Source organism: Enterobacter sp. 725m/11 (assembly GCF_011683705.1).
GTDB classification, from domain to species: Bacteria; Pseudomonadota; Gammaproteobacteria; order Enterobacterales; family Enterobacteriaceae; genus Enterobacter; species Enterobacter bugandensis.
Map to the genome: position 1 here is coordinate 1 of NZ_JAAQOK010000026.1, position 25907 is coordinate 25907.

General features: G+C 56.2%; 27 protein-coding genes. 8 read left to right on the top strand and 19 right to left on the bottom strand.

From position 1 onward, the window contains the following. From HBA26_RS12790 to gspC, 13 genes are all read right to left on the bottom strand, one after another. Nucleotides 1–2283, bottom strand: a 2283-nt coding sequence (locus HBA26_RS12790) for a glycosyl hydrolase family 18 protein (protein WP_166720916.1), incomplete at its 3' end; no start/stop codon positions are given. A gap of 255 nt (nucleotides 2284–2538) precedes the next feature. Next, complete coding sequence (locus HBA26_RS12795) at nucleotides 2539–3336, bottom strand: A24 family peptidase (RefSeq protein ID WP_047362778.1); 798 nt, start codon at nucleotides 3334–3336, stop codon at nucleotides 2539–2541. Beyond that, nucleotides 3333–3818, bottom strand: coding sequence for a type II secretion system protein M (locus HBA26_RS12800; RefSeq protein ID WP_045261799.1), 486 nt, complete (start codon nucleotides 3816–3818; stop codon nucleotides 3333–3335). The genes HBA26_RS12795 and HBA26_RS12800 overlap by 4 nt, the downstream gene beginning before the upstream one ends. Then, entirely contained in the window at nucleotides 3815–4948 is a 1134-nt protein-coding gene (gene gspL, locus HBA26_RS12805) for a type II secretion system protein GspL (protein ID WP_126345182.1), read from the bottom strand. Before gspL ends, HBA26_RS12800 begins: the two co-directional genes overlap by 4 nt. Nucleotides 4949–4963: 15 nt before the next feature. Next, complete coding sequence (gspK, locus tag HBA26_RS12810; RefSeq protein ID WP_126345181.1) at nucleotides 4964–5974, bottom strand: type II secretion system minor pseudopilin GspK; 1011 nt, start codon at nucleotides 5972–5974, stop codon at nucleotides 4964–4966. Then, nucleotides 5971–6600 carry a type II secretion system minor pseudopilin GspJ gene (gspJ, locus tag HBA26_RS12815; RefSeq protein WP_126345180.1) on the bottom strand — a complete coding sequence of 210 codons (630 nt, stop codon included), beginning with the start codon at nucleotides 6598–6600 and terminating at the stop codon, nucleotides 5971–5973. The genes gspK and gspJ overlap by 4 nt, the downstream gene beginning before the upstream one ends. Next, the gene (gene gspI / locus HBA26_RS12820; protein WP_028012527.1) at nucleotides 6597–6974 is read right to left on the bottom strand and encodes a type II secretion system minor pseudopilin GspI; all 378 of its coding nucleotides are present in this window, start codon (nucleotides 6972–6974) and stop codon (nucleotides 6597–6599) included. Before gspI ends, gspJ begins: the two co-directional genes overlap by 4 nt. Next, nucleotides 6967–7452 carry a type II secretion system minor pseudopilin GspH gene (gene gspH, locus HBA26_RS12825; RefSeq protein ID WP_028012526.1) on the bottom strand — a complete coding sequence of 162 codons (486 nt, stop codon included), beginning with the start codon at nucleotides 7450–7452 and terminating at the stop codon, nucleotides 6967–6969. The genes gspI and gspH overlap by 8 nt, the downstream gene beginning before the upstream one ends. Beyond that, on the bottom strand, nucleotides 7452–7901 hold the full coding sequence (gspG, locus tag HBA26_RS12830; RefSeq protein WP_028012525.1) for a type II secretion system major pseudopilin GspG: 450 nt from the start codon (nucleotides 7899–7901) through the stop codon (nucleotides 7452–7454). The genes gspH and gspG overlap by 1 nt, the downstream gene beginning before the upstream one ends. Before the next feature lie 3 nt (nucleotides 7902–7904). Beyond that, nucleotides 7905–9113, bottom strand: coding sequence for a type II secretion system inner membrane protein GspF (gene gspF, locus HBA26_RS12835; RefSeq protein WP_045261802.1), 1209 nt, complete (start codon nucleotides 9111–9113; stop codon nucleotides 7905–7907). Further along, nucleotides 9113–10591, bottom strand: a complete 1479-nt coding sequence (gspE, locus tag HBA26_RS12840) for a type II secretion system ATPase GspE (protein ID WP_088204918.1) — start codon at nucleotides 10589–10591, stop codon at nucleotides 9113–9115. Before gspE ends, gspF begins: the two co-directional genes overlap by 1 nt. A 14-nt stretch (nucleotides 10592–10605) precedes the next feature. Further along, a complete protein-coding gene (gspD, locus tag HBA26_RS12845; RefSeq protein WP_048959671.1) occupies nucleotides 10606–12540 on the bottom strand; it encodes a type II secretion system secretin GspD in 1935 nt (644 codons plus the stop codon). 13 nt (nucleotides 12541–12553) lie between these two features. After that, nucleotides 12554–13285: a type II secretion system protein GspC gene (gene gspC, locus HBA26_RS12850; protein WP_126345178.1), complete on the bottom strand. Its 732-nt coding sequence runs from the start codon at nucleotides 13283–13285 to the stop codon at nucleotides 12554–12556. A gap of 301 nt (nucleotides 13286–13586) precedes the next feature. On the opposite strand from gspC, the gene HBA26_RS12855 reads away from it, so the two are divergent. Both HBA26_RS12855 and HBA26_RS12860 read left to right on the top strand, forming a co-directional pair. After that, the gene (locus tag HBA26_RS12855; RefSeq protein ID WP_126345177.1) at nucleotides 13587–15152 is read left to right on the top strand and encodes an ExeA family protein; all 1566 of its coding nucleotides are present in this window, start codon (nucleotides 13587–13589) and stop codon (nucleotides 15150–15152) included. Beyond that, the gene (locus tag HBA26_RS12860) at nucleotides 15152–15790 is read left to right on the top strand and encodes a hypothetical protein (protein ID WP_045630960.1); all 639 of its coding nucleotides are present in this window, start codon (nucleotides 15152–15154) and stop codon (nucleotides 15788–15790) included. The genes HBA26_RS12855 and HBA26_RS12860 overlap by 1 nt, the downstream gene beginning before the upstream one ends. Here HBA26_RS12860 and HBA26_RS12865 read toward each other — a convergent pair whose 3' ends face one another. From HBA26_RS12865 to HBA26_RS12875, 3 genes are all read right to left on the bottom strand, one after another. Beyond that, nucleotides 15791–16414 (bottom strand): helix-turn-helix domain-containing protein, encoded by a 624-nt coding sequence (locus tag HBA26_RS12865; protein WP_028012518.1) that lies wholly within the window; start codon nucleotides 16412–16414, stop codon nucleotides 15791–15793. Nucleotides 16415–16686: 272 nt separating this feature from the next. Beyond that, nucleotides 16687–17517 carry an N-acetylmuramoyl-L-alanine amidase gene (locus tag HBA26_RS12870; protein WP_045630959.1) on the bottom strand — a complete coding sequence of 277 codons (831 nt, stop codon included), beginning with the start codon at nucleotides 17515–17517 and terminating at the stop codon, nucleotides 16687–16689. Continuing rightward, nucleotides 17514–17837: a heavy metal-binding domain-containing protein gene (locus HBA26_RS12875; protein ID WP_028012516.1), complete on the bottom strand. Its 324-nt coding sequence runs from the start codon at nucleotides 17835–17837 to the stop codon at nucleotides 17514–17516. The genes HBA26_RS12870 and HBA26_RS12875 overlap by 4 nt, the downstream gene beginning before the upstream one ends. A gap of 97 nt (nucleotides 17838–17934) precedes the next feature. On the opposite strand from HBA26_RS12875, the gene HBA26_RS12880 reads away from it, so the two are divergent. The 6 genes from HBA26_RS12880 (at nucleotide 17935) to artJ (ending at nucleotide 22455) form a co-directional block, all read left to right on the top strand. Beyond that, complete coding sequence (locus tag HBA26_RS12880; protein ID WP_028012515.1) at nucleotides 17935–18453, top strand: lipoprotein; 519 nt, start codon at nucleotides 17935–17937, stop codon at nucleotides 18451–18453. A 226-nt stretch (nucleotides 18454–18679) separates the two neighbouring features. After that, on the top strand, nucleotides 18680–19408 hold the full coding sequence (artP, locus tag HBA26_RS12885; protein WP_126345176.1) for an arginine ABC transporter ATP-binding protein ArtP: 729 nt from the start codon (nucleotides 18680–18682) through the stop codon (nucleotides 19406–19408). Nucleotides 19409–19427: 19 nt separating this feature from the next. Further along, nucleotides 19428–20159: an arginine ABC transporter substrate-binding protein ArtI gene (gene artI / locus HBA26_RS12890; protein ID WP_126345175.1), complete on the top strand. Its 732-nt coding sequence runs from the start codon at nucleotides 19428–19430 to the stop codon at nucleotides 20157–20159. 6 nt (nucleotides 20160–20165) lie between these two features. Continuing rightward, nucleotides 20166–20882, top strand: a complete 717-nt coding sequence (gene artQ, locus HBA26_RS12895; protein ID WP_025912907.1) for an arginine ABC transporter permease ArtQ — start codon at nucleotides 20166–20168, stop codon at nucleotides 20880–20882. Further along, the gene (artM, locus tag HBA26_RS12900; RefSeq protein WP_023343658.1) at nucleotides 20882–21550 is read left to right on the top strand and encodes an arginine ABC transporter permease ArtM; all 669 of its coding nucleotides are present in this window, start codon (nucleotides 20882–20884) and stop codon (nucleotides 21548–21550) included. Before artQ ends, artM begins: the two co-directional genes overlap by 1 nt. Nucleotides 21551–21723: 173 nt before the next feature. Further along, nucleotides 21724–22455: an arginine ABC transporter substrate-binding protein ArtJ gene (artJ, locus tag HBA26_RS12905; RefSeq protein WP_021240923.1), complete on the top strand. Its 732-nt coding sequence runs from the start codon at nucleotides 21724–21726 to the stop codon at nucleotides 22453–22455. An 86-nt stretch (nucleotides 22456–22541) separates the two neighbouring features. Here artJ and HBA26_RS12910 read toward each other — a convergent pair whose 3' ends face one another. The 3 genes from HBA26_RS12910 to rlmC form a co-directional block, all read right to left on the bottom strand. Further along, nucleotides 22542–24011 (bottom strand): ATP-binding protein, encoded by a 1470-nt coding sequence (locus HBA26_RS12910; RefSeq protein WP_126345173.1) that lies wholly within the window; start codon nucleotides 24009–24011, stop codon nucleotides 22542–22544. After that, nucleotides 23995–24702: a response regulator transcription factor gene (locus tag HBA26_RS12915; RefSeq protein WP_041912037.1), complete on the bottom strand. Its 708-nt coding sequence runs from the start codon at nucleotides 24700–24702 to the stop codon at nucleotides 23995–23997. Before HBA26_RS12915 ends, HBA26_RS12910 begins: the two co-directional genes overlap by 17 nt. A gap of 72 nt (nucleotides 24703–24774) precedes the next feature. Beyond that, nucleotides 24775–25902 (bottom strand): 23S rRNA (uracil(747)-C(5))-methyltransferase RlmC, encoded by a 1128-nt coding sequence (gene rlmC, locus HBA26_RS12920; protein WP_126345172.1) that lies wholly within the window; start codon nucleotides 25900–25902, stop codon nucleotides 24775–24777. Nucleotides 25903–25907: the final 5 nt, after the last annotated feature.

Below are 25907 nucleotides of genomic sequence, written 5' to 3' on the forward strand. Positions count from 1 at the left end.
TCCGTCGTCGGCAGCGTCAGATGTGTATAAGAGACAGACGTTAGACTGCACGCTGGTTTTACCATCCGTCACAACAACGCTCAGCGTGTAAGAAGAGGTATTGTTCACCTCTGGCGCAGTGATGCGAACGTTAGCAGTATCGGTACCCGTTGCGTTCATATCAGCCGGTACGCTCCAGCTGTAGGTCAGCGCATCGCCATCAGGATCGGAGGCTTGTGCATGCAGAGAAATCGCTTCACCGGATTCAACGGTAACGGATTCCATGGCATTGATCACCGGAGCCTGGTTGGCCTTAGGCGCTTTGTTCACTACCTGTACGTCGATAGCGTTGCTCAACCCTTTCGCGTCGGTCACGGTCAGGCGGAACACCAGGTTCTGATCGCTGGTCACGGCCGGTACGCTGAAGCTGGCTTTCGCTTTGGTGCTGTTCGCCAGGGTCACGGTGGCGCCGGAAACCTGCGTCCATTTATAGGTCAGCGCATCGCCGTCCTGGTCGCTGGAGGCTGAGCCGTCGAGCGTGACAGTCGCCGGGCCCGTTACCGTCATGTCGGTTGCAGAAGCGACCGGCGCATGGTTGGTTACAACCGGCTCAACAGGCGTAGAGCTGCCGCCCAGCAGGCTTTCGTTCATGGCATTCAGGATATCGCCGTTATCGGATTCGATAGACCATGCGAACAAACCACCCAGGTTTTTGCTCAGGACGTATTTGCCTTTCGCATTGACGGAACGGGCGTTATCGTATGTCACCAGCTCACCGGTGGATTTGTTGAACACGTACGGCGCTTCTGCTGCTTCGTCGTATTTGTATTCCCAGCCTGGTTTGCCCAGCATCTGGTTTACAATCTGACGGTAGTCAACAATACCGTTTTCCCATGTCCCTTTGATTGGACCCGTCGCGGTACCGGTGAATGGATTGTCACCCGTGTAACCGTGAACGCCGGTCCAGCCGCGGCCATACATGCCCGCACCGACGACGATCTTGCCAGGCTGAACGCCCTGCGCCAGCATCTCTTTCACTGCGTTATCGGTGGTGTAGTTGGTATCTGGTTTCCAGGACGCACCGTACAGCGCGGTCTGGTGACCCAAATCGGTATTACTCCACGCACCGTAGAAGTCGTAGCTCATCAGGAAGATATGGTCGATGTACTGCTGCGCGGTGTTGTAGTCCACGTCTTCGATCTTATCTTTACCTGCACCGATTGCCGTGGTCAGCTCGTAGGTACGACCAGTTTCCGCAGACAGCTCGTTCAGCATCTGACGCAGGTCATGCATCAGCGCGGTGTAAGTCGCTTTGTCGGTCTGCGGGTTACCCAGCTTGGCGTTCTCACCGCCGCCGCCCGGGAATTCCCAGTCGATATCCACACCGTCGAACACTTTCCAGGTGGTCAGGAAGTCTTTAACGGACGCAACGAAGCGGTCACGCAGCACTTTGTTATCCATCTGATAGAACGGGTCAGACAGAGTCCAGCCGCCTACGGATGGCAGGATTTTCAGATCAGGATGGGCTTTTTTCATCGCCATCAGCTGGCCGTAGTTGCCTTTGTACGGGTCGTCCCAGTTGCTTACGCCCTGCTGAGGTTTTTGCAGCGCAGCCCACGGGTCGTGGATCGCCACGGTGTAGTCCTGGCGGCCCTGACAGGCGCGTTTCAGAGACTCCAGCGCGCCGGAGGATTTGGCGCTGTCGTTAATGCCGTCGCCGCCACAGATTGGAATGAAGCCGTACAGCAGGTGGTTAATGTTCGCGACAGGAATTTTGTCTGCCGAGAAGTTACGGTCGTACACGCCCCACTCAGGGAAGTAAGCGCCAACCACTTTATCGGTGTGCTGCGCGAACGCTTTGTTGTTTTCCAGCAGCGGGGTGTTCAGAGGAAGCAGGTGGCTACCGTCGGTGTCCGCCACGATGATCAGCTTGCTGGCGCTCTTGGTGCAGCCGCTGTCGTTACACAGCTCAACCTGCTCCTGGCAGCGTCCGCCTTTCTTCACTTTAAAGGTCGCAGAGCCTGCGGCACTACCCGCACCGGTCCAGACGGTCTTGCCGTCCAGCAAAACTTTTGCAGACGTTGGGGCATCGCCGCTCCAGACGTTCCACTCCACCTTCACGTCAACGCCATCTTTATGCACTTTGATGAGGTTGTTGTAGTCCTGTGCCGCCTGATCCACCTCTACCAGCGCAAACTTATCATTGCCTGATGTAATTGACGGTGTACCCGGCGCCGCTGCAAATACTGAGCTTGTTGCGGCTGCAACAAAAAGCGCCAGATATTTAGGCTTCATAAATTTCATTTTTTATTTCCTGATAAATTTATTCGTAACGTAATAATCCATGTCTTCCTTGAGAGCATGGAGTCTATTTGCGTAATGCGTATTTAACCAACCTGAAAACCGTGACAAAAAACGTCTTGCTGCGTTGTATTCCTCCATAAAAAGATACAAGCCCAAATTCCGTGTAGCTTATATCTTTTACGATACACTGAGCGCAAAGAGACATCCTTCTCTTCCACCGTCAAAAAAACTTATAAAAAAACTTGACCTGTATATTTAAAATATGAAAGCAAACTGCTGTCCAATAAACACGACTATTCCAGCAAATGACAGATAGGGTCCGAAAGAAATAGTGAGGTTATTTTTATTTAAATTATTTAACGCGAAATAGCCCGCGATACCGCTCAACGCTGCGGCAAGTTCAATTGAAGGCAGCGCCTGCCAACCGCACCAGGCGCCTAAGGCCGCCAGCAGCTTAAAATCGCCGTAGCCCAGTCCTTCCCGCCCGGTCAGCAGGCGAAAGGCCCAGTAGAGCAGCCAGAGCGACAGATAGCCTGCTACCGCACCGAACAGCGCGTCCTGCAACGGCAATCTGTGGTCAAATGCATGGAGTAAGAGACCTGCCCACAACAGCGGCTGGGTCAGGCAGTCCGGGAGAAGCTGATGCTGCCAGTCGATCATCGCCAGTGGCAGTAAAAACAGCGCGAGTAACCACAGCGAAAACAACCCCTGAACGTCCGGCATGCACCAGGCCGTAACGCCAAAAAACAGCGCCGAGAAAAATTCGATCAAAAATAACCGCAGCGGGATGGTCGTGCCGCACTGGTGGCAGCGTCCCCGTAATAACAGCCAGCTGACCAGGGGAATATTTTCCCATGCAGCAAGCGTGTGCTGGCACACCGGACAGTGCGAGGCAGGAAAGAGCAGATTGCCGCTTCCCTCTTCATCCATCACAATTCCCGGCAGGCGCTCGGCAACAACGCCAAGAAAACTGCCCATAATCCCGCCCAGGATCGCACTCATTATCGGAAAACTAACCGGGCAGGCCTCCCGGATCAGCGAGAAGGTATTCATGCGTTTTTTGCCCAGGTGAGCTGCACCTGCGCTTTTACATCGCTGAGATGGTCAACCGGCGTGAGGTTTATTTTTTGCAATCTGACGCCGGAGGTCTGATTAATTTCGCGCAGCCAGTTTTTTAATTCATAAACATTTACCCGATTAACCACGAACGATAAAGTTTGTCCCTCCTGGCGCACGTCCGTCAGCGACAGGTTAATTTCATTGGCGCTTTTCTCGACCACCGTGCGTGGATTATCCGTTTTGACTAACTGAACCTGAAGATGATTTTTATCAATTTCATTGCGCATCCAGTTAAGCGTCTCTTTTTGTCTTTTAAGCGTCGATTTACTATTTTGAATCATATTATCCAAAGGGATGACTCCTGCGTAATACACCGCAGCCCCAAGCAGGGCAACGATGCAGAGTTTTAAAATAACTTTCTCCCGGGCGCTGTAGTTCTGGTAGCGTGATTTCAGTTGCGCGATTCGCTCTTTCATTTATGTTTCCCTGCGATCATGGCGGTATAGGGTTTGGTGGTTGAAACAGGCTGTAAGGTAAAATCGAAATTCTCACGGGTCTGATTAACAAACGCCTGCAACGCGGGCTGGTTTTGCGCGCTGACGCTCAGCGTCAGCGTGTTTTGCTGCGCATCGTATTCCAGCAGATCGATTTCCATCGCAGGCACTGACTGCCGGGCGGCCGCCAGCTCGTCCAGCTGAAGGAAGATCCCCTTACTCTGTTTTTTGACGTTCTGACCAAAGTGATATTTGATATTGGTCTGGTGACGCATGCTGGGGAAATGGTGCTTATACACCTGGAGGATCTCCTCCTGTATCTGGTTTTCCTGCTGCACCAACATCCAGGCCATCGCAATGCGCGGCCCCAGCAGCAGGCCAACGGACAGCAGGCCCGCAATCGCCACTGCGGCTTTCATGCTTTTCACGACACGCCCGTTACCGGCCTTAAGGCTGAATTCACCGTGAAGCAGATTCACGCGACAGGCCTGCCACTGCGGCTGGATCAGCACCAACGGATGCTGCCAGGGCTGGGCAATGTCGACGTCCACACCAGCAGGCGCTTCGCCGTAACAGCACACCTCCCCCTCTCCGGCCTTCTGCATCAGAAGCGGCAGCAGGCTCGCTTCCATTTCGCTGGCAACATGCGGTGATAAACGTAGCCAGTAGCCGTCGTCCTGAGCGACAAGAGTACTTCCGCCAGCCGTCACGGGCAGCAGCCAGGCATCCGGCAGCACCTGGATCACTTTTAACCCCGCCTCCTGACAGCGGCTTAACCACCTGCGCAGCAGATCGGCGTCTATCGCCACCGCATCAACCTCAGCGCCTTTTTTGTTCAGCACCGTCCAGTGGAGATTATCCACCTCGCCAATCAGCGTCTCTTCCGCCATCCAGGAGAATGCCGTCGCCTGAGAGGCGACTTTCTTCGGCAGCGTAAAATGGCGGAAGATCATGCTGCTGGCGGGCAACAGCAGACAAACACGGGCCGCCAGTGGGTGGTCCGCCAGCGCGTCCAGGCTCTCCAGCGTCTCAACCTGCTGGCTGCCGGAGACACACCCCATTATTTTCCCGCCCTCGCGGTTATCGGGACGAACAAAAAGTACCTGTTTCATAGCGATCTACTTTTCTTATTCAATCATTCGGTAACGACGTTGCCACGTCACGATCTCACTGGCCTCGTTATTGACCTGAAGCTGGCTAACCACGCGAAGCGTTAATTCATCGGTATTGCCGGTATAGTTCACGCGGAAATACCGGCTGCTGATGGAAAGAAGCTCAGCCACCTGCGGGAGATCGTCTTTCAACTGCGGGAAGGTCTGCTCCAGCGCTTTGCTGAAGGTTTCCATATTTTCCCAGCCGGTTTCTGGACGCGAATCAATCAGGCGAACGGCATCATCTTCCGTTAATTTTCCGGGGAACAGCGCGGCCAGTAAGGCGGCCTGTTCCGGTTTCAGGGTGTTCACATCCACCTTGCTGGCAGAGTCCGGCAGCGCGCAGAGCAGCTTGCTCACCTTCGGGTATGCCGCTACCGGGAACGCGGGCAGCTGTTTGATCTCCGCAATGGTGCGCATCATCTGGTTCGCGGGCTGTCGGGCGGGCAAGACGCCCGCCCAGGCATCGCTCTCTGCACCGTCTTTGGCCGTCGTCGCGTCGCCATCGAGATAGTCCACCAGCTGTTGATACACCTCTTCTGCCGTAGTGTGGCTGATGCCGCTTTCCGTCAGGATCTGTTCAACAATCTGCTCGTTGCGCGGTTTTTCCGGCACGGCGGGCGCGTTTTGCCCCTGTGGTATTTTCTCTGCGGCCAGCAGGTTGTTGACGTTAAAGCAGTCCTGCGCGTCCTCCACCTGGCTCACCACGGTATAATCTTCGCCCCGGGTTTCCAGCGGTTGATGCCAGTCGCCGTCCAGGTTGAGCGCCTTATTTTCACCGCTGGCGTCGGTCTGCAGGCGGTCCTTCACCACCTTCTCCTGAGCCTGCATCGCCCAGCGCAGCTGCTGCTGGCTGACCTGGTAATGGGTTTTCTGCAGGTTGCGGCAGAACTGCTGGCTGATTTTGGCGGCCAGCGCCGACATCATGACCAGCAGGATCAGCACCACCAGCAGCGCCACCCCTCTCTGTTTACGTAATGCACTCATGATTTTGCTTCCGGTGCCGGTGCCGCCACCGGCGCAGGCGCGGTCTCTGGCGCAGCCGCAGCCGCCTCAGGCAGGTCGCCCGGGGTCGTAAAGACCCAGCGCCAGGTATCGCCGTTTTCCATGGTCAGCGTCAGCTCCACGCCGTCCGGCAGATGCGCCGGGTCACTCCAGCTTTTCTGCCAGCCCTGACGGTAAAAACGCCACTGCAGCGATTTCACCTCACTGACAATCGGCACTTCATCGGGCTTCGCGTCCACCGGGCCATCAATCACCGGCCAGACGTCGCGATACAGACGCCCCTCTTCCAGGCGCCAGCGCACACGCTCCAGTTGGATCGTTCCGCTCACGCCATTCAGCGTGGTCAGCTCAAGCGCATCATCCACCTGTCGAAACAGATCCGGCTCGTTACGCGGGGCGCGCGCCTGCAGCTGGTAGAAATCGCGCTCCATCAGATTCCAGGCCCGCTGCAGCTGATTGAGCTTCGCGGCGCTGGCGTCGGTTGCCGAACTGGTGCGCATTGCGCCGTCCAGAATTTGCCAGGCCAGGGTGCTGATCACCGCAAATATCGTCAGGGCAATCATGATCTCCAGCAGGGTAAACCCGCGCTGGCGTCGCGTTTTTTTCACTTGCTCTCTCCCGGCGGAACGATCTGCAAAGCGATAACCGGCTGGCTGTCGTCCCCTTCCGCGTAGACGCGAATGGCGTTCGCCCAGCCGTTGTCGGCGGTTTTCACCCGCTGCTTGCGCCAGTTCCAGCTGCGCCCGCCCATGATTTCCGTCCCCTGCGCTTCGGCGTCCGGGAAGTCGGTTTTCGTGAGCTGCGCTTCCGCCAGCTGATTTTCCGCCACCCAGCTGGCCTGCAGCGTGTCGGCCAGGCCGTGAGTGAAACGCACGTTCAGGGAGACGGAATTCATCAGCGCCAGCGCGGCGGTGGAGAAGATCACCAGCGCGACCATCACCTCCAGCAGCGTCATCCCCTTTTGCTTTTTGCCGTTAGCCATCGTTCTCTACCGATACAGGCGCAGCGCCTTGCGACACAACGCGGAAATGGTGCTGTTTGTCATAGCTTTGCAGCGTCAGCGTGAAGCGGCTGATTTCGCCGTCCGGTAAAAAGAGCACCTGCGGATCGGCGCTTACCGTGGCGGCAAGGCGCTGGGGCGAGAGCGAAACGTGCATCTCTTCCGGGAAATCGCCTTTGGTGGTAATACGCCCGGCGGATAACGGCACCCAGTGACGTTCGCCGTTTTTATCCTCGAGCGTCACCAGCTGATAATTATCCGTCGTGATGACCAGCCCGACGATATTTCCGTCCATCACCGCACGGTCTGAACCATAATCAACGAGGGCTTTTAATTGCTGGCCAAATATATCCGCACCGCTGCGTGAAGGTATTGTTGACACCACCATCATGGCGCAGCTGGCAAATATCACCAGCGCCAAAATAATTTCCAGCAACGTAAAGCCGCGTTGTTTATTCATTATTTCTCTTTCTTATCCAGAGACCAGTTCGTAATATCATCGGCGGTATTGGCTTCACCGTCCGGACCGGCGGAGAAGACGTCGACCGCGCCGTGTTCGCCCGGGCTAACCAGAATATAATCTCCGCCCCACGGGTCCTGCGGCAGGCGACGGATATAGCCATCAGCACGGTAGCCATTAGGGATTGGCGCGATTTCAGGCTTGGTTACCAGCGCCTGTAAACCCTGCTCGGTTGTCGGGTAGCGGTGGTTATCCAGCTTATACATATCCAGCGAACCTTCGAGCGCGACAATATCGCTGGTTGCTTTTTGCGTATCTGCTTTTTCTTTATTGCCCATTAAGTTTGGCACCACCATGCTCGCCAGTACGCCGAGAATAACAATGACCACCATTAATTCGAGCAAGGTGAAACCCGCCTGACGCGCCAGGTTTTTACGTTTTAAAGCCATGATTTAACCTACCATATTATTAAGTTGCAGAAGCGGTTGTAATATTGACAGCACGATGAATAAAACAATCGTCGCCATGGATACCACCAGCGCCGGTTCAAATACCGACAGCGTTAATGTAATTCGATGCTGCAATGCCGATTCCTGGTTTTCCGCCGCGCGGTCCATTAAATTGCCTAATTCTCCGCTCTCTTCACCGGAGGCAATCATATACAGCATGGTTGGCGGGAATAATTTCGCCTGTTCCAGCGCGGCATAGAGCGATGCCCCCTGGCGCACGGTATCCGCCGCCTGCTCCAGTACCTGCCGGGCATAGAGGTTTTCGATACCGTCCATCGCGATGTACATCCCCTCCAGCAGCGGCACGCTGCTGGCCTGCAAAATGCTCAGGGTACGGATGTAGCGGGCGCTGTTGATAGCGCACACCAGCTTTTTGATCGGCGAGCCGTTCACCAGCCAGCTGTGCCAGCGAAAACGGTTTTTGGCGTTTCTCAGCCAGGTCTTAAAGCCGACAAACCCGCCGCCGAGGATCCCCACGATGTAGATCCCGTACGCCTGCAGAAAATCACTCACCGCAATCAGCGTGCGGGTGGTGATCGGCAGCTGCTGCTTCATGTGGGTGAACTGCTCGATCACCTGCGGCACCACCGCCACCAGCAGAATGCTGATGACCGCGATGGCGACCACGGTCAGGGTAATCGGGTAGACCATCGCCTGCGTCAGCTTGCTTTTCATCTTCTGGCGCTGCTCGTTGTACTCCGCCAGCTTCTCCAGCACGTCGCCCAGGTGGCCGGTTTTTTCGCCGGCCATCACCAGGGTGCAGTAGAGCTTGTCGAAGGTGCGCGGGAACTGGCTAAACGCGTCGAACAGCGTGTGGCCTTCCACTACTTTCTCGCGGATCTCCACCACCATCGCCGCCAGCTTTTTGTCCTCCGTCTGCTTCGAGATAGCCTTCAGGGCGCTTTCCAGCGGCAGCGCGGCGTTGACCAGCGTCGAAAGCTGGCGGGTAAACATCGACAGCACCGGCGTGGAGAGCTTTGCGCCGGTTTTCGCTTTACCGGACGCCGCCGCCTCGCGGGTTTCGTTGATGCTGACGGGCATCAGCTTTTGCTCGCGAAGCCACTGGCGAACCTGCTTTTGCCCCTCGGCCTGCAGCGTGCCGCGCTGGGTTTTCCCCGCGCCGTCCGTTGCGGTCCAGGCGTAGAAGGCCATTACGCATCCCCCCCACGCTCGGCGGTGACGCGCATCACCTCTTCCAGCGAGGTCACGCCGCTAATCACCTTCAGCAGCCCGTTTTCACGCAGGCTGTAAGCCTGCTTAAAGAGCTGCGTCTCGATGGACATTTCGTCCTTATCTTCATGAATGGCGCGGCGCATGGTGCTGTCCACCACCAGGAACTCATGAATACCGGCCCGGCCCTGATAGCCGCTCTGGCGGCAGTGTTCACAGCCCACCGCGCGGTAAATCGCTTTTGGCGGCGCGTCCATAAAGCTGAACAGCGCTTTTTCATTGGCATCCAGCGGACTGGTGATCCGGCAGTGCGTACACAGCCGACGCACCAGACGCTGGGCAATGACACCGAGCAACGATGAACCGATTAAAAAGGATTCCAGCCCCATATCCCGCAGGCGGGTTATCGCCCCTGCGGCGCTGTTGGTGTGCAGCGTAGACATGACCAGGTGACCGGTAAGCGACGCCTGCACCGCAATTTGCGCGGTCTCACCGTCACGAATTTCCCCGATCATCACCACGTCCGGGTCCTGACGCAGAATGGCGCGCAGCCCGCGGGCAAAGGTCATGTCTACGCGCGGGTTAACCTGCGTCTGCCCCACCCCTTCCAGCTCGTATTCAATCGGGTCTTCTACGGTCAGAATGTTGCGTTCGTGACCGTTCAGCGCCGAAAGAATGGCGTACAGGGTGGTACTTTTACCGGAGCCTGTCGGCCCGGTGACCAGGATAATGCCGTGCGGGCGGTCAATCAGCCCTTTCAGCTTCTCCAGCTCTTCATCAATCAGGCCCAGCTTGTTGATGTCGGGCTTGAGATTGCTTTTATCGAGCAGACGCATCACCACGCGCTCGCCGTACTGGGACGGAATGGTCGAGACGCGCACGTCGATCGCCTTGCGGCCAATGCGCAGGGAGATACGGCCATCCTGCGGCAGGCGCTTCTCGGCGATGTCGAGTTTTGACATGACCTTGATGCGCGATACCAGCAGCGGCGCGAGCTTGCGCGCAGGCTGCAGCACCGGGCGCAGCACGCCGTCAACGCGGAAGCGAATGCTCAGCGTGCGCTCGAAGGTTTCGATATGAATATCCGACGCGCCGTCCTTCACCGCCTCGCCGAGAATGGCGTTGATCAGGCGGATCACCGGCGAGTTTTCGTCGTTATCGAGCAGATCTTCGTTATCCGGGATCTCCTCGGTTAACGCCATCAGGTCGATATCGGCGTCCATATCGTCCACCAGCTGCTGTGAGACGCCGCTGCTCTGCTGCCAGATTTTGGCCAGCATCTCGTCAAACGCTTCCGGCGTGAGGGTGACCGGGACGAACGCGCGTCCCAGCACCCGGCGCACTTCCAGCAGTGCAAATGCCGGGGTGTCATCACGGATATAGACGTCATTGTTATAAAATAAAACGCCGTTATCTTTTGCGTAGCTGCTGCTACACAATGTTTTACTCAGTTCGTCCACGTTGCCCCTCCGCCTTACTCTTTAAACGGATTGCGTGTCGCACTGGTTTTCACCGGTGCGGCATGGGTGGCCGTCTTAGTGTCGGCAGACGGAAACGCGGGCAGAATGGCGTTATCCGCTGGCTCAATAATGCCGAGCTTTTTCTCCTCCACGCGCTGCATCTGGCGAACGCGGATCTGGTCATATTTCTCTTTCGACGCGGCGCTGTAGTTGTCGTCGTCACGCAGGACGGTGGTATGGATAAACACCATCAGGTTGCGTTTCGATGTGTCCTGCGAGGTGTAGCGGAACAGCTGGCCCACCAGCGGGATATCGCCGAGCAGCGGCACTTTGGAAACCGACTGCTTGGTGACGTTTTCCATCAGGCCGCCGAGCACCACCGTCTGGCCACTGTGGACCATCACTTCGTTATTAATGGTGCGAGTGTTGAAGGTTGGGCCGAGGCTGGCGTCTTCCGTCGCGCTGTTGTCAACGCTGGAAACTTCCTGCTCAATCTTCAGGTGGATCATGTCACCGTCGTTAATCTGCGGCACAATTTTCAGCTTGGTACCGACGGTCTTACGCTCAACGGAGTTAAAGACGTTGTCGCCGCTGGTGGTCTGCGAACCGGCAAGGACCGGCACGTCCTGGCCCACGTTAAACGACGCTTCTTTGTTATCCAGCGTGACCACGCTCGGCGTGGAGAGAATGTCGTTTTTACCGTCGGTGGAGAGCGCGGTCATCAGGGCGCCGAAGTCGCCGTTGAAGAAACCGGTCGCCAGGCCGGTGAAGCTTGCCCCCTTCATGGTGCCGTTTTTAATCTGGCTGATAGGCAGGCCGGTTGAGCCGAACTGCACGCCGCCGTGCTTGCTGGTCCACTGCACGCCGAGATCCAGGCCGTTACCGTCCTGCACTTCAGCAATGATCGCTTCCACCAGCACCTGTGGACGGCGAATGTCGAGCTTGTCGATCACCTTCTCCAGGGAGTTCATCACGTTAGGCTGCGCGGTGATCACCAGCGAGTTCGTTGACTCGTCGGCGCTAATATTCAGATCGCTGGCCGCCGTGGCGGTTTTCGACTTCGGCGCACCCGCCTTGTCTTTCAGCTGCTCGCCAATACCGGTCAGCACCGGAACCACTTTGGTGGCGCTGGCGTATTTGAGGTAGAAGACGCGGGTATTCCCCTCGTTGTTCTGCTCGCGATCCAGCTGATGGATCAGGGAACGGGTGCGCATGCGCGCATCTTCCGAACCGCTGATCACCAGGCTGTTGGTCTCGTCATCCGCTACCACCTTGGTGGCGAGCTGCGGCGCGTTCTGCCCCTTCTGCTCTTCGTTGTTGAGGTTGTTCAACATGTCGGAGAGCTCTTTGGCGGACGCAAAGCGCAGCGGCACGATTTCGCGACGCTGAATGCCGTCTCTGTCGACGCGCTGCACCAGATCCACCAGGCGGTTCACCACCGAGGCTTTCCCGGTTAACAGCAGGACGTTCGACGGCTCAAAATGCACCACGTTACCGATACCGGTGGCATCGTTCAGCTGGCGCAGCAGCGGCGCCAGCTCACGCACCGGCACGTTTTCCATGCGCACGACGCGGGTGATGATCTCATCGCCTTTGCCCGGATTTTTGCTGTCGGCCAGCGGGGCCCCGGCGGTGCGGGCTACGCTTGAGCGCACCACTTTCACCATGCCGTTGTCCATCGGGATGACAGACAGACCGTACAGGTCCAGCACGCTCAGGAAGAACTGGTAATACTCATCTTCCGTCAGCACGTTATAGGTTCTGACCGACACCGTGCCCTGAACGGACGGGTCGACGAGAATGGTTTTGTTAAGATTGCGGCCTACCGTATCGATAAACTCGCGGATATCGGTATTTTTAAAGCTCGCGCTAAAGTTAGCTGCAAGCAGCGAACTGGAATATAACGACAATGCGGTCAGCGCCACGCACGCCCAAGGAAATTTCTTCATGTCTGTACACTTGTTAATTGTTTAGAACATTAACCCGAATATTTTCAAGGTGAGCGTGACGTCTGACGACGACCTCCGCTTCTTTCATTTTCGACCAGTTGGCAATAATACTTTTTGCCTTTGCTTCATCGGTCATATCGACAGAGTTGACTTTCACAGCCACGTCGCCCTTTTCCAGCCCGGAATGGCTGAAGAACGCTGAGGCATTCCTTGGATTGATGTTGTAGCCTTCCAGTTGGCCTTTTTCGATTACCGGTTTTAACACCAGATAATCATCCAGATGCACGCTTTCCGCGCCTGCATCTTTCGTCGATTTGGTTACCGGGCCGCTGTCAACGCCGCCCTTAAAATAGTCAGGCTTATTTAATGCCAGTACCTGCGTAGCACCTTCATAATTAACCACCACATTGTCTTTGTTAATTTCCTGAATAAAGGCATCGTTAAAACCGGTCAGCGGCTCGCCTTCGCGATAGCTGCGCTGGCCTGCCGGGGTTTTAATCACCGCAAAGGAGAGCCAGGCATCGTCACTGCTGATAATTCCTTCAATTTCCGCTGCCAGCGGGGCTTTCGCGGCAGCCGGTAAGTTATCCTGACGCACCGCAGCCGTGAACAGAGTAAATGTCTTTTCTTCACGACGATTTTTCAGCGGCTGTTCATCAGATTTAGCCAACTTATTCGTAACTTTTTTATAATCTTTAAACGTCAGATAGCCTTGCTGGCCGCAAAAAATTAACAGCACAAACATAATACAAGGCGTTATCCACCGTGACAGAAATGAGAACCTCATTTTTCATCTGGCCTTTAGCAAAGCGGAAATAAGCAGCGTCGGGCTGCGCCAATATGTGTGAAAAATAGTAATTAACTGCCGTAAATACGACCATCGACTTCGCCATTAACTTTAATAAAAAAAACTATTGACCAAATAAAATCGGGATGTTAGGTCATTGCAACTGGATATTTTTACCCTGTGCGCAAATTGACCACCCTGTGGCGTTGCTTTACTTTCTCGTCCTGTTGCTATTCCTAATCAGAGACGGTAAGTCGTTATGTATCAGAGCCACTTTAAATTTAAACAACCGCCATTCAGAACAATCACGGGTTTCTCCGGCGATTTTCTGGTGCCTTATCATCAGGACGTATTCAACCTGCTGAAAGAGAAAAGCCAGGTGGCGGGAATTATCGGGCTCTTTTGTAACGACGCACCGCTGCTGGGCCACTTCAGCGATGCGCTGAAGGCCAGCCTTCCTGGCGCCATTGCCATCAACGCGTTTCCTAAGCTGAGTGCCAGTAGCCTGCTGTACAAGCTCAACCCGGGAACGAAAGAGAGCAAGAGCCGCATTCAGGCGGTGGATGCCGTGCTGCATCAGTGGCAGGGCGGAAAAAACCGCAGCAAAACCCTGGTCATCCGTCACGCGGAAGCGATGAAGGAGACCTGCCGTGAGGTGCTGGGGATGTTGCTTACGCGTGCTCAGGAGCTGGAGTTCCGTCTGTCCATCGTGCTGATGGGCAGCGCGGATCAGGAAGCCGCCCTCTTACACCCATCTGAACTTCGCGAATATGCCCATACCCGTCATACATTGCGTCCCCTGACCTGCCGGGAATTTCTCAGCTATGTGCAGGCGCAGTGTGAAGAACACGGGTGCGAGAATTCGCCGCTAACCCCGGCGCGCGTGCGCAAGATGCACGCGCTGACCAAAGGCAACATCAGCAAACTGAATGAACTGGCGCACCTGTCAATGCTCGCGGCCTGGACCGAACGTGCAGCGCAGGTCAGCCCGCGTCATTTACGCCTGGCGGCAGGCGAGATCCTCCCGGCAAAAAAACACGGTAAGCGCCTGGCGACCGTGGGATTGTTCGCCTCGGTTCTGTTCGCCGCCTGCGGATGGTATTTAACCGCCTCAATCAATGCAAAACTGCCGATTCAGCTTCCCGTACCGGCGAGCTGGAAACAGCAGAAGTCAAAAGCCGACGCGCCTGTCGTGCCGGTTATCGACAATGAAGTGGTTAATCAGCCGGATGCGATGCACCAGCTGTACCTGATGTGGGGGTATGACGCCTCCGCGGATGATGCGCTGTGTCAGAACGCCGGGAAGGTCAATCTGATGTGTAAACAGGGTAACGCGTCACCGGATACGCTGGCACAGGAGGGTTATCCGTGGGTCAGTGAACTCAAAACCGGTACCCATCTTAACTACGCTGTTGTCGCCCGCGTAGGCGATGACTCGATGGATCTGCTGATGAATAACCGCACCTGGCAGGTGAGCCGCAGCTGGTTTAACCAGCATGCCACCGGTAACTTTACCCAGCTGCATCGCCTGACGCCGGAAGGCAAAGATGCCATCAGCGCCGCCAGCGATGCGAAAGACATGGGCTGGCTGGATCAGGCGCTGAGTCTGGCTCTTGGCCAGCCTGAAACCCATGCTCAGACCTGGACGGCTGAGATGATGAAACGCACCCGCGATTTCCAGCAAAAAATGCATCTGCATGTGGATGGTATTCCAGGGGAAGATACGCTGATGCAGTTAATGCGTGAAACCCATACCACGCCGAGCGTGCTGATTCAGGCCACGCATGCCACACCGGACGCCAACACGCAGGAGAAGCATTCCTAATGTCTACCATCTGTCTTGCGGCTCAGCGCAGCTACACCACCGGAGAGGCGGTCTGGTTTTCGTACCGCCTCCCCAGCCTGAGAAAAATTTGCGGTCATACCTTTTTATGGGTATTGGGTTTGTGCGCCCTGGTCATGGCAGGGCTGTACGCGCATATTTACTGGAATTTGCGCCACCCGGCCCCTGAACCGGTAAAAGCGAGCGTCGCTAAACCGGAAACACAGCTTTCCGATATGCATTATGTGTATGTGAGTAAACCGTTCCCGCATCCGCATCCTAAACCGGCGCCGGTACGGGAAGAGATGCCGCCCATGCAGGATCTGCCGATAAGCACCGATGATGCTGACTGGCAACAGGCCCCTGACAGCACCGTGCCGCAGGATGCCGGGCACGATACCTCGCGTGATACCCTGCCGGGAACCGAGGCGCACGAAAACGCCACCGCGTCGTCGGGAAGTGAGGATGCTTCGTTAGCCGAATTGTTTAAGCAGGCGTTGAAAGAACAAGAGCAGGATTATTCTCAAGGCAAAATTCCCGCGCCGCCGGTTGACGAAACGCAGGATCAATCGCAAAGCAGTTTGTTGCATAACGATCACGTCCAGTCTCCTTTGAGTAAAAAAGGAGACCGGCTGGAGTAGTTAATATTTTTCAGGCAGCGTGGTGAGGTTAAGCAGACGACCTTTCTCCACCACAATATATTGACCTTTTTTCAGGTCGGAGAGGATTTTAATAATGGTACTGCGGGCCAGGTTGGTATATTCCTGAATATAGTCATAAATATTAATATCGCGCTGTTGGTGAACAATCAGCTCATTAATTTCGTAGAGGAATTCGCGGACCACAGAATAGGCGCTACGGGCGACCAGAACATCATCGCGTTTGCTCAGCAGGCAGATGTACCAGGAGAGCACTTTGGTCAATTCAGGCCAAAGGTTTTTCTCGGTCATAAGCTGCGCGAAGGCCTCTTTTTTGATGCTGCGTACCACGGTGTTTGCGCGGACCAGGCCGTACATATGGGCTGACTGATAGAAAATAGCGGACAGGCCAAACACGCACTGTCCGGTGACGGTAAACATGCAGAGTTCGTCTGATTCACGACGGAATTCGACTTCGCCGCTGACGATAATATGAATATACTGAGAGTCAGCCGTGGAAATTTTCTGCCATTTCTTTAAGGTTTTCTCTTCAAAACCTTCCGTGGCAGAAATAATGGCTTCCATTTCAGGTTGTGGACGTAATTTTTTACCGTAAATGCTTAACATTGTTATACCCATTTAAGATTAGATTTATTAGACATAGCATGGCCGCGGTATTAAAACCGAAAACCAACAATCTTTTCCTGATGAAAGGCTCAAGGAGAAAATAAGAACGCCTGCCGCCAGCAATATTTTTTTGATTTACTTAGCAAGCTATGTGTCTATCTTAAATCCGGATAATTTTAAGTCAATTTACTAAAAATGAATTGAGTTTGTACTTAAGATTAATCTCAAGCACAAATAAGGGGAAAACGCGCATTCGGGCGCAAACCGAAGGTTTACCCCTGCCCGTATTTCTCTAAAAGGGCTTCTGCAATGGCCATCGTTTCCACATCCGCGACGCCGTTCCATACCTGCGGGCGATAGTGCATCTGGAAGGCGGTGATAACGCGTTGCTGCTGCTGATCCGTGGCGTTGTCCGGCACCTCATAGCCATAGCGCATCAGCAGATCGAGCAGGGCTGCACGATCTACCTCCTGATAGCGCGGACGACCATTGATATAGAAGTTCACGCGCCCGGCATCGGGCCAGGCCCCAATCCCCTGCTTCGCCAGCGCCTGCCAGGGAAACAGCGGGCCGGGATCGTCCTTACGCTGGGGCGCGATATCAGCATGCGCCACCACGTTCTGCGGTTTAATGTCGTACCGGGCGATAATGTCTTTCGCCAGCGGGATGAGCGCCGCGATTTGCGCGGGCTCAAACGGGGCGAAAACTTTCACACCGTCGCGCTTCTGCCAGCCGCGGTTCTCCAGCTCAATGCCGACAGACGTGTCGTTGATGCGGTTGGTGCCGCGCCAGAAGCTGATGCCCGCATGCCAGGCCAGCTCGCTCTCCGGTACCAGCTGCCAGATGCGCGGCTTCCCGTCCGGCGTCGGCGGCTTCGCAGGGATGAGATAATGCGAGCTGACGTTTTTGTCGGTTAAGGTCGCAAGCGAGGTGTCGAAGTCGTCGGCGGTGTAGTGGATCACCAGCACCTTTATCCGCGGGTAGGCCGCCTGCGCCTGATGGCGGGTATCCAGCTCGTAGGCACCTTTATCAACAATGCCTTTTTCCTGGGCGCATCCTGCCAGCAACATCGCCAGCAGGAGCGTTGAAAGCGAGCGCTTCATCGACGGGTTTTCACCGCCGTGCCGCTTACGCTCACCATCAGCATGCTCGAATCTTTGCCGACGGTTTCATAATCAATATCGATTCCTACAACGGCATCTGCGCCCAGCGCTTTGGCCTGCTCGCCCAGCTCCTTAAACGCAATTTCGCGCGCTTTACGCAGTTCTTTTTCGTACGCGCCGGAGCGTCCACCGACGATGTCACGAATCCCGGCAAAGAAATCCCGGAAAATGTTCGCGCCCAGAATCGCTTCGCCGGTGACCACGCCGCAATACTCGGTAATGGTCTGTCCTTCCAGGGTTGGCGTTGTTGAAAACTGCATACTTTCTCTCCTTCTTTAGCGTTCAATGCGTTAGCAACAGCATTATCGGTTCGTTACGCTATGATTGAAAGGATAGTTAATAAATAAGGAAATCAACATGCGCTACTCTGCTTTAACACTTTTAGTGCCCTGCGCGCTGGTGCTCAGCGCCTGTACTACCACGGTCACGCCAGCCTTTAAGGATATCGGTACCCGCAGCGGCCCCTGCATAGACGGCGGCCCGGATACCGTGGCGCAACAGTTCTATGATTACCGCATTCAGCATCGCGGAAATGATCTTACCGCCCTGCGCCCGTACCTGAGCGATAATCTTGCAAAACTGCTCAACGATGCCACTCGCGATCCGCAGCATAATGCCCTGCTGAAATCCGATCCGTTCTCCAGCCGCACCACGCTGCCGGACAGCGCCGAGGTGGCCAGCGCGTCAACCATCCCGAACACCGATGCGCGGAACATTCCGCTGCGCGTGAAGCTGACCCAGGGAACCCAAACCTGGCAGGACGAAGTGCTGATGATCCGTGAAGGCCAGTGCTGGGCGGTGGACGATGTGCGCTATATCGGCGGCAGCGTTCATGCCCCGGCCGGCACGCTGCGCCAGTCGATTGAGAACCGCTAGATCATTAGTGATAAAAATGTTACCCCCGTAAAATGTCCGGCATTTCACGCGGAATGCCGACATTTATACTCGCCGACCTTGCCGTTCGCTATTTTGTGCTATGTTTAAGAGGAAATGCGGGTTATATTTAACTTTTAACGCAGAAATATTGCATAACTATTCTGTCAACGGTACTATCTGCGGCCTCAATTGCTATAGATTGCCTGGATGAGTAAAGACTGCCCCGATGAGTATTAAACTAAACGGCATTAACTGCTTCTACGGCGCACACCAGGCGCTGTTTGACATCACGCTGAACTGCCCGGAAGGCGAAACGCTGGTTTTACTTGGCCCAAGCGGTGCAGGCAAAAGCTCCCTTCTGCGCGTCCTTAATCTGCTTGAAATGCCCCGTTCCGGTACGCTGGCTATCGCCGGTAACCATTTTGATTTCGCGAAAACCCCGTCAGATAAAGCTATACGCGAACTGCGTCAAAACGTCGGCATGGTCTTCCAGCAATACAATCTCTGGCCGCACCTGACCGTGCTGCAAAACCTGATTGAAGCCCCGTGCCGCGTGCTGGGGTTAAGCAAAGATCAGGCCATCGCGCGTGCTGAAAAGCTGCTGGAGCGTCTGCGCCTTAAGCCCTACAGCGAGCGCTATCCGCTGCACCTCTCTGGGGGTCAGCAGCAGCGTGTGGCGATTGCCCGCGCGCTGATGATGGAGCCCGCGGTACTGCTGTTTGATGAGCCGACCGCGGCGCTGGACCCGGAAATCACCGCCCAGATCGTCAGCATCATTCGCGAACTGGCGGAAACCAATATTACGCAGGTCATTGTTACCCACGAAGTGGAAGTGGCGCGTAAAACCGCCAGCCGTGTGGTCTACATGGAAAACGGGTATATCGTTGAGCAAGGTGACGCGAGCTGCTTCGCGAACCCGCAAACCGATGCCTTCAAAAACTATTTATCTCATTGATTGTGTCAGGGGAAATATAATGAAAAAAGTATTACTTGCCGTGCTGCTTGCTGGCGTTACCCTTTCCGCTACCGCAGCTCAGACCATTCGTTTCGCCACGGAAGCCTCCTACCCTCCGTTTGAGTCCATTGATGCGAACAATAAAATTGTTGGCTTCGACGTAGACCTGGCAAACGCCCTGTGTAAAGAGATCGACGCAACCTGCACCTTCAGCAATCAGGCGTTCGACAGCCTGATCCCAAGCCTGAAGTTCCGCCGTGTTGACGCCGTCATGGCCGGTATGGACATCACTCCTGAGCGCGAAAAGCAGGTGCTGTTCACCACCCCTTACTACGACAACTCCGCCCTGTTTATTGGTCAGAAAGGTAAATTCACCTCTGTCGATCAGCTGAAAGGCAAGAAAGTCGGCGTGCAGAACGGCACCACGCACCAGAAGTTCATCATGGATAAACATCCGGAAATCACCACCGTTCCGTACGACAGCTACCAGAACGCGAAGCTGGATCTGCAGAATGGCCGTATCGACGGCGTATTTGGTGATACCGCTGTCGTGACCGAGTGGCTGAAAGCCAACGACAAACTGGCGCCAGTGGGCGACAAAGTGACCGATAAAGATTACTTCGGTACCGGTCTGGGGATTGCCGTTCGTCAGGGCAACACCGAGCTGCAGCAGAAATTCAACGCTGCGCTGGAAAAAGTGAAGAAAGACGGCACCTACGAAACCATCTACAAAAAATGGTTCCAGAAGTAATTCCTGATGAATGAAATTTTTCCTTTAGCAAGCGCCGCCGGGATGACCGTCGGCCTTGCCGTTTGCGCACTGATTATCGGCCTGGTGCTGGCGATGTTCTTTGCGGTGTGGGAATCAGCAAAATGGTTCCCCGTCGCCTGGGCGGGCTCCGCGCTGGTCACCGTACTGCGTGGGCTACCGGAAATTCTGGTGGTCCTGTTCATCTATTTCGGCTCCTCACAGCTGCTGCTCACGCTGTCGGACGGCTTCACGATCAATCTCGGCTTTGCGCAGATACCGGTGCAGATGCAGATTGACAACTTTGACGTCAGCCCGTTCCTCTGCGGCGTGATTGCCCTCTCCCTGCTCTACTCCGCGTACGCGTCGCAAACCCTGCGCGGTGCGCTGAAGGCCGTGCCGCAGGGACAGTGGGAGTCGGGTCAGGCGTTAGGGTTGTCGAAATCCGCCATCTTCTTCCGTCTGGTGATGCCGCAGATGTGGCGTCATGCCCTGCCGGGCCTCGGCAACCAGTGGCTGGTGCTGCTGAAAGATACCGCGCTGGTGAGCCTGATCAGCGTGAACGATCTGATGCTGCAAACCAAAAGCATCGCCACCCGTACCCAGGAACCGTTTACCTGGTACATTGTGGCGGCGGCAATCTACCTGGTGATCACGTTGCTCAGTCAGTACATCCTCAAGCGTATTGACCTGCGAGCGACGCGCTTTGAACGGAGACCAGGCTGATGCTTGAATACTTTCCCGAGCTGATGAAAGGGCTGCACACCAGCCTGACGCTGACCGTGGCGTCCATTATCGTGGCGCTGATCCTGGCCCTTATTTTCACCATCATCCTGACGCTGAAAACGCCGGTGCTGGTGTGGATTGTGCGCGGGTACATCACCCTGTTTACCGGTACGCCGCTGCTGGTACAGATCTTCCTGATTTACTACGGCCCGGGCCAGTTCCCGTCGCTGCAGGCGTATCCGGTTATCTGGCATCTGCTCTCTGAGCCGTGGCTGTGTGCCCTGATTGCCCTTTCGCTGAACAGCGCGGCCTATACCACCCAGCTGTTCTTTGGTGCGATCCGCGCCATTCCGGAAGGCCAGTGGCAGTCCTGCGGGGCGCTGGGCATGAGCAAGAAGGACACGCTGGCAATCCTGCTGCCGTACGCCTTTAAGCGCGCGCTCTCCTCCTACTCTAACGAAGTGGTGCTGGTGTTCAAGAGTACCTCTCTGGCCTATACCATCACCCTGATGGAAGTCATGGGCCACGGACAGCTGCTGTACGGGCGCACCTATGACGTGATGGTGTTCGGTGCGGCGGGCGTGGTCTATCTGGTGGTGAACGGTCTGCTGACGCTGATGATGCGCCTTATTGAGCGTAAAGCGCTGGCGTTTGAGCGCAGGAATTAACCGCGCAAGTGCATAAAACGGTATTCATGGAGCGGGTAACCTGATGGGTTATCCGCTTTTTTTCGCGCTCAACACAATACTTAATCATTTTTATTGCATACAAATTCATTAACTGGCATTGTACATCCAGGCCGCAGACACGGCGCATCAATAAGACAGACGGGAGCATTACAATGAAAAAGTTAGTTCTGGCCGCATTACTCGCCACCTTCGCCGCTGGCGCATCCGCTGCGGATAAAATCAATTTCGGCGTCTCCGCCACCTATCCGCCGTTTGAATCGCTGGATGCCAGCAACCAGATCGTCGGTTTCGATATCGATCTGGCGAAAGCGCTGTGCAAACAGATGCAGGCCGACTGCACCTTTACTAACCATGCTTTTGACAGCCTGATCCCGTCGCTGAAGTTCAAAAAATACGACGCGGTGATCTCCGGGATGGACATCACGCCTGAGCGCAGCAAGCAGGTCGCGTTCACCGACCCGTACTACGCCAACTCGGCGGTGGTGATTGCGAAGAAAGGCGCTTATACCTCTTTCGATCAGCTGAAAGGCAAACGCATCGGGATGGAAAACGGCACCACCCATCAGAAGTACCTGCAGGACAAACATCCGGAAGTGAAGACCGTGGCCTATGACAGCTACCAGAACGCGATTATCGACCTGAAAAATGGCCGTATCGACGGCGTCTTCGGCGATACCGCCGTGGTGAACGAATGGCTGAAAACCAACCCGCAGTTGGGCACCGCAACGGAAAAAGTGACCGATCCGCAGTACTTCGGCACGGGCCTCGGCATCGCGGTACGTCCGGATAACAAAGCCCTGCTGGAAAAACTGAACGGCGCGCTTAAGGCGATTAAAGCGGACGGAACGTACCAGAAAATTAGCGAGCAGTGGTTCCCGCAGTAATGTCTTTTGCCGGGTGGCGGCTTCGCCTTACCCGGCCTACGGGGGGAGTTGTAGGCCGGGTAAGCGCAACGCCACCCGGCACTCTCTCACAGCGGCACAAAGAACCTGAACCGCGCCCCGCTCACGGACTCCATCAGCCTGATCCCGCCGCCGTGCAGCTCCAGCATTCGCTTAACGATTAACAGCCCTAACCCGCCGCGGTTCTCCCGCGATGCCTGGGTATTCAGCGCCGAAGGCCGCTGGAACAGATCGTCGCGCAGCGAGGCATCCACGCCCGTTCCGGAGTCTGCCACTTCAACCTGAAGCCGTTCATTCTCCTGCCACACCGCCAGACGAATTTCCCCGCCAGTGGGCGTATGACGCATCGCATTATCGAGCAGGTTGGTCACCACGCGCTCGATCATCGACACATCAGCGTTTATCAGGGGCAGCGGCCCCGGCACGTCAATATGCAGATTCACCTCGCGCGTGCGGGCGGTAAGCTCAAACTTCTGCGCCACGTCGGAGATCAGCTCTCCCATCGCGAAACGCTCGCGCTGCGGCTTAATGCCGCCGTGCTCAAGGCGCGCCAGCTCGAAAAGCTGCTGGGAAAGATGTCGTACCTTTTGTCCCTGACGCAGCGCGGTGGCGAGATACTGCTGGTGCTCCTGCGGCGTCAGGGTGGCGGATTTGAGCGACAGGGTTTCAAGATAGCCCAGCAGCGAGGTCAGCGGCGTACGAAGATCGTGCGAAATGTTGGCGATAAACTCCCGGCGCTGGCGATCGCTGTCGGCCAGCTGGTCCCACTGGCGGGTAATTTTCCGCGCCAGCTCGATGAAACTGTTGCGCAGGAGCGCCACTTCGTCATTGGCCGCGGCATCCGGCGGCTGTGCTGCGAGCAGCCTGATTGCGCTAATGCTGTCCTGCTCCAGGCCGGTGACCTCTTCCGTCAGGCGCTTAACCGGACGCGTCACCCAGTACCAGACCAGCAGACCCGCCAGCAGGCCAAACAGCGCGACCCACAGCAATGACCAGAGCACCGTGCTCCAGAGCGCCTTATGCCAGGCCATTTCCGCCAGCGCGTTCGACTCCTCGCCCTGCAAAATGATGTACAGGTAGCCCTTAAGCTCGCCGTCCTGCCGCAGCGGCGTAGCGCTGAACACTTTTTTATTTTGACTGCGCGGATCGTCGCCCAGTACCGGTATGGCGGTACCGCTCAGGAAGGTCTGAACCGGTGCCAGGTCGATTTTTTGCCGCTGAATATGGCCCGGTGGTGCGGCATCGGCCAGGATTTCGCCGTCCGGCGAGATAACGTACAGTTCAACGCTCGGGTTGAAGGTCATCAGCCGGTCGAACAGCGGCTTCAGCGCGTTGCGGTCAACCCTGCCCTGCGTGTCCAGAATCGGTTCCCGCTGGACGATCTGCTGCGCCAGGCCGCCCGACAACCGCTGCACCATCGCGTTGCCGTACTGCATACTGCTGTAGAGTTGTACCGCGCAGGCGACGGTAGCGCAGAGCATCATCAGCAGGACAAACAGCAGCGTCAGACGCTGGCTCAGGCTAAAGCGGCGCATCATGGTTTGGCTCCGCAAATTTATAGCCCTTGCCCCAGACGGTGCGAATTATCTCCGGCTCGGCGGCGTCCTTCTCAATCTTGATGCGCAGGCGGTTGATATGGGTGTTGACGGTGTGCTCGTAGCCTTCGTGCTGATAGCCCCACACCTGCTCCAGCAGCGCCAGACGGGAAAACACCTCGCCGGGATGGCGGGCGAAGAAGTACAGCAGTTCGAATTCGCGCGGGGTGAGATCCACCACCTGGCCGTGAAGCAGCACGCTGCGCGCCAGGGGATCGATCGTCAGGCCGTGGGCCTGAATTTGCCCGTCAGCCTGCGCCTGCCCCATCGCCTGCTGGCGGCGGAACAGCGCTTTGATGCGGGCAATCAGTTCCTGCACTGAAAAGGGTTTTGCCAGATAATCATCGGCGCCGGTTTCCAGCCCGGTGATGCGGTCGGTTTCGCTGCTGCGGGCGCTGATGATGATCACCGGCAGGTAGCGGGTCATCTGGCGGATGCGGCGGCAGATCTCCAGGCCGTCAACGTTGGGCAGCATCAGGTCGAGGATCACCGCATCCCACGGCTGTTTTTCAAGGCGCTGCAGGGCGTTGCCCCCGTCGGGCTCGTGGGTGATGGCGTAGCCTTCGTCTTCTAGGTTGAGCCGCAGAAGCGCCGCGATATCGTGGTCGTCTTCCACCAGCAGGATCTGCTTCATGGGTAAGCCTTTATTCATCTCTTATGACGTAAGCTTACCTGATTTTATGGGCGGGCAGAGTTCACATTTTGTTTAAGATTTCACGAGCAACGTCAGGACTTCATAATGCGCGGTATGCGGGAACATATCGAAAAGCTGCACGCGTGCAATGCGGTAGCCCGGCAGATTATCGATATCTTTCGCCATGGTCTGTGCGTTACAGCTTGAATAGACGATGTATTCCGGCGCCATCTGGCTCAGGTAGTCGCAGAGGGATTTGCCAATCCCACGACGCGGCGGATTAACCAGCACCAGCTCCGGCACGTTGCCCTGCCCGGTCGCGAACTGCGTGGAGTCCAGCGCCTGAAAGTGCAGATTGGTTAACCCCAGCTCAGCAGCGGACTGCTTTGCGCAGGCAATCGCTTCGGCGGAGATCTCAATGCCGGTGAGCTGCATCTCAGGCGTGGCGCAGTGCAGGCCAAAACCGCCCACGCCGCAGAACAGGTCCCACATATGATGGATGTTTAACGCGCGCACCCAGTCGCGGGCGGTGGCGTACAGGCTGCTTGCCACGGTCGGGTTGGTCTGGAAGAAGCTTTGCGGGCGGATCCACAGCGGCACGCCGTTGAAGCTCTCCGCCAGCGCGTGCTGGTCGGTGAAGAAAACCTCTTTCTCCCCTTCCATGATCGCCATATGCACCGGCTGAATGTTTGCGGTAATCACCTTTAACTGAGGAAGCTGTTCCTGCAGCCACGGCAGCGCCGCGCGCAGCTGCGCCAGCTTGGCTTCCGAGCGCAGCACGAAGCGCAACATCATGCCGCCGTAGATCTGGCTTTCCGTCAGGAGAAGGTACTTCAGCTCGCCGCGCCTGCGGGCAACGTTGTAAGGCGTTAACCCCGCGCGAGCGATAAACGGTTTCAGTGCGGCAAAGACCAGCTCAAACGAGGCGGGATAGAGCGGGCAGTCGGTTAAGTCTTCCGGCGTGCCGTCGCGGTGCAGCATCCCCAGCAGCGGTTTTTCAACGCTGCCGCTGACCACCATTTTGGCTTTGTTGCGAAAGCCCTGCTCCGGGCCGCTGACGGGTGCGCACCACTCGCCCACCGCGCGTGCTGCCAGCAGCTGTTGCAGGTCGGTCATTTTGGCGGTGAGTTGTTGAGAAACCGGCTGTTCTATCCACTGACAGGAGCGGCAGCGTCCGGCGTCATAGAGTGCGCACTGCATATGAA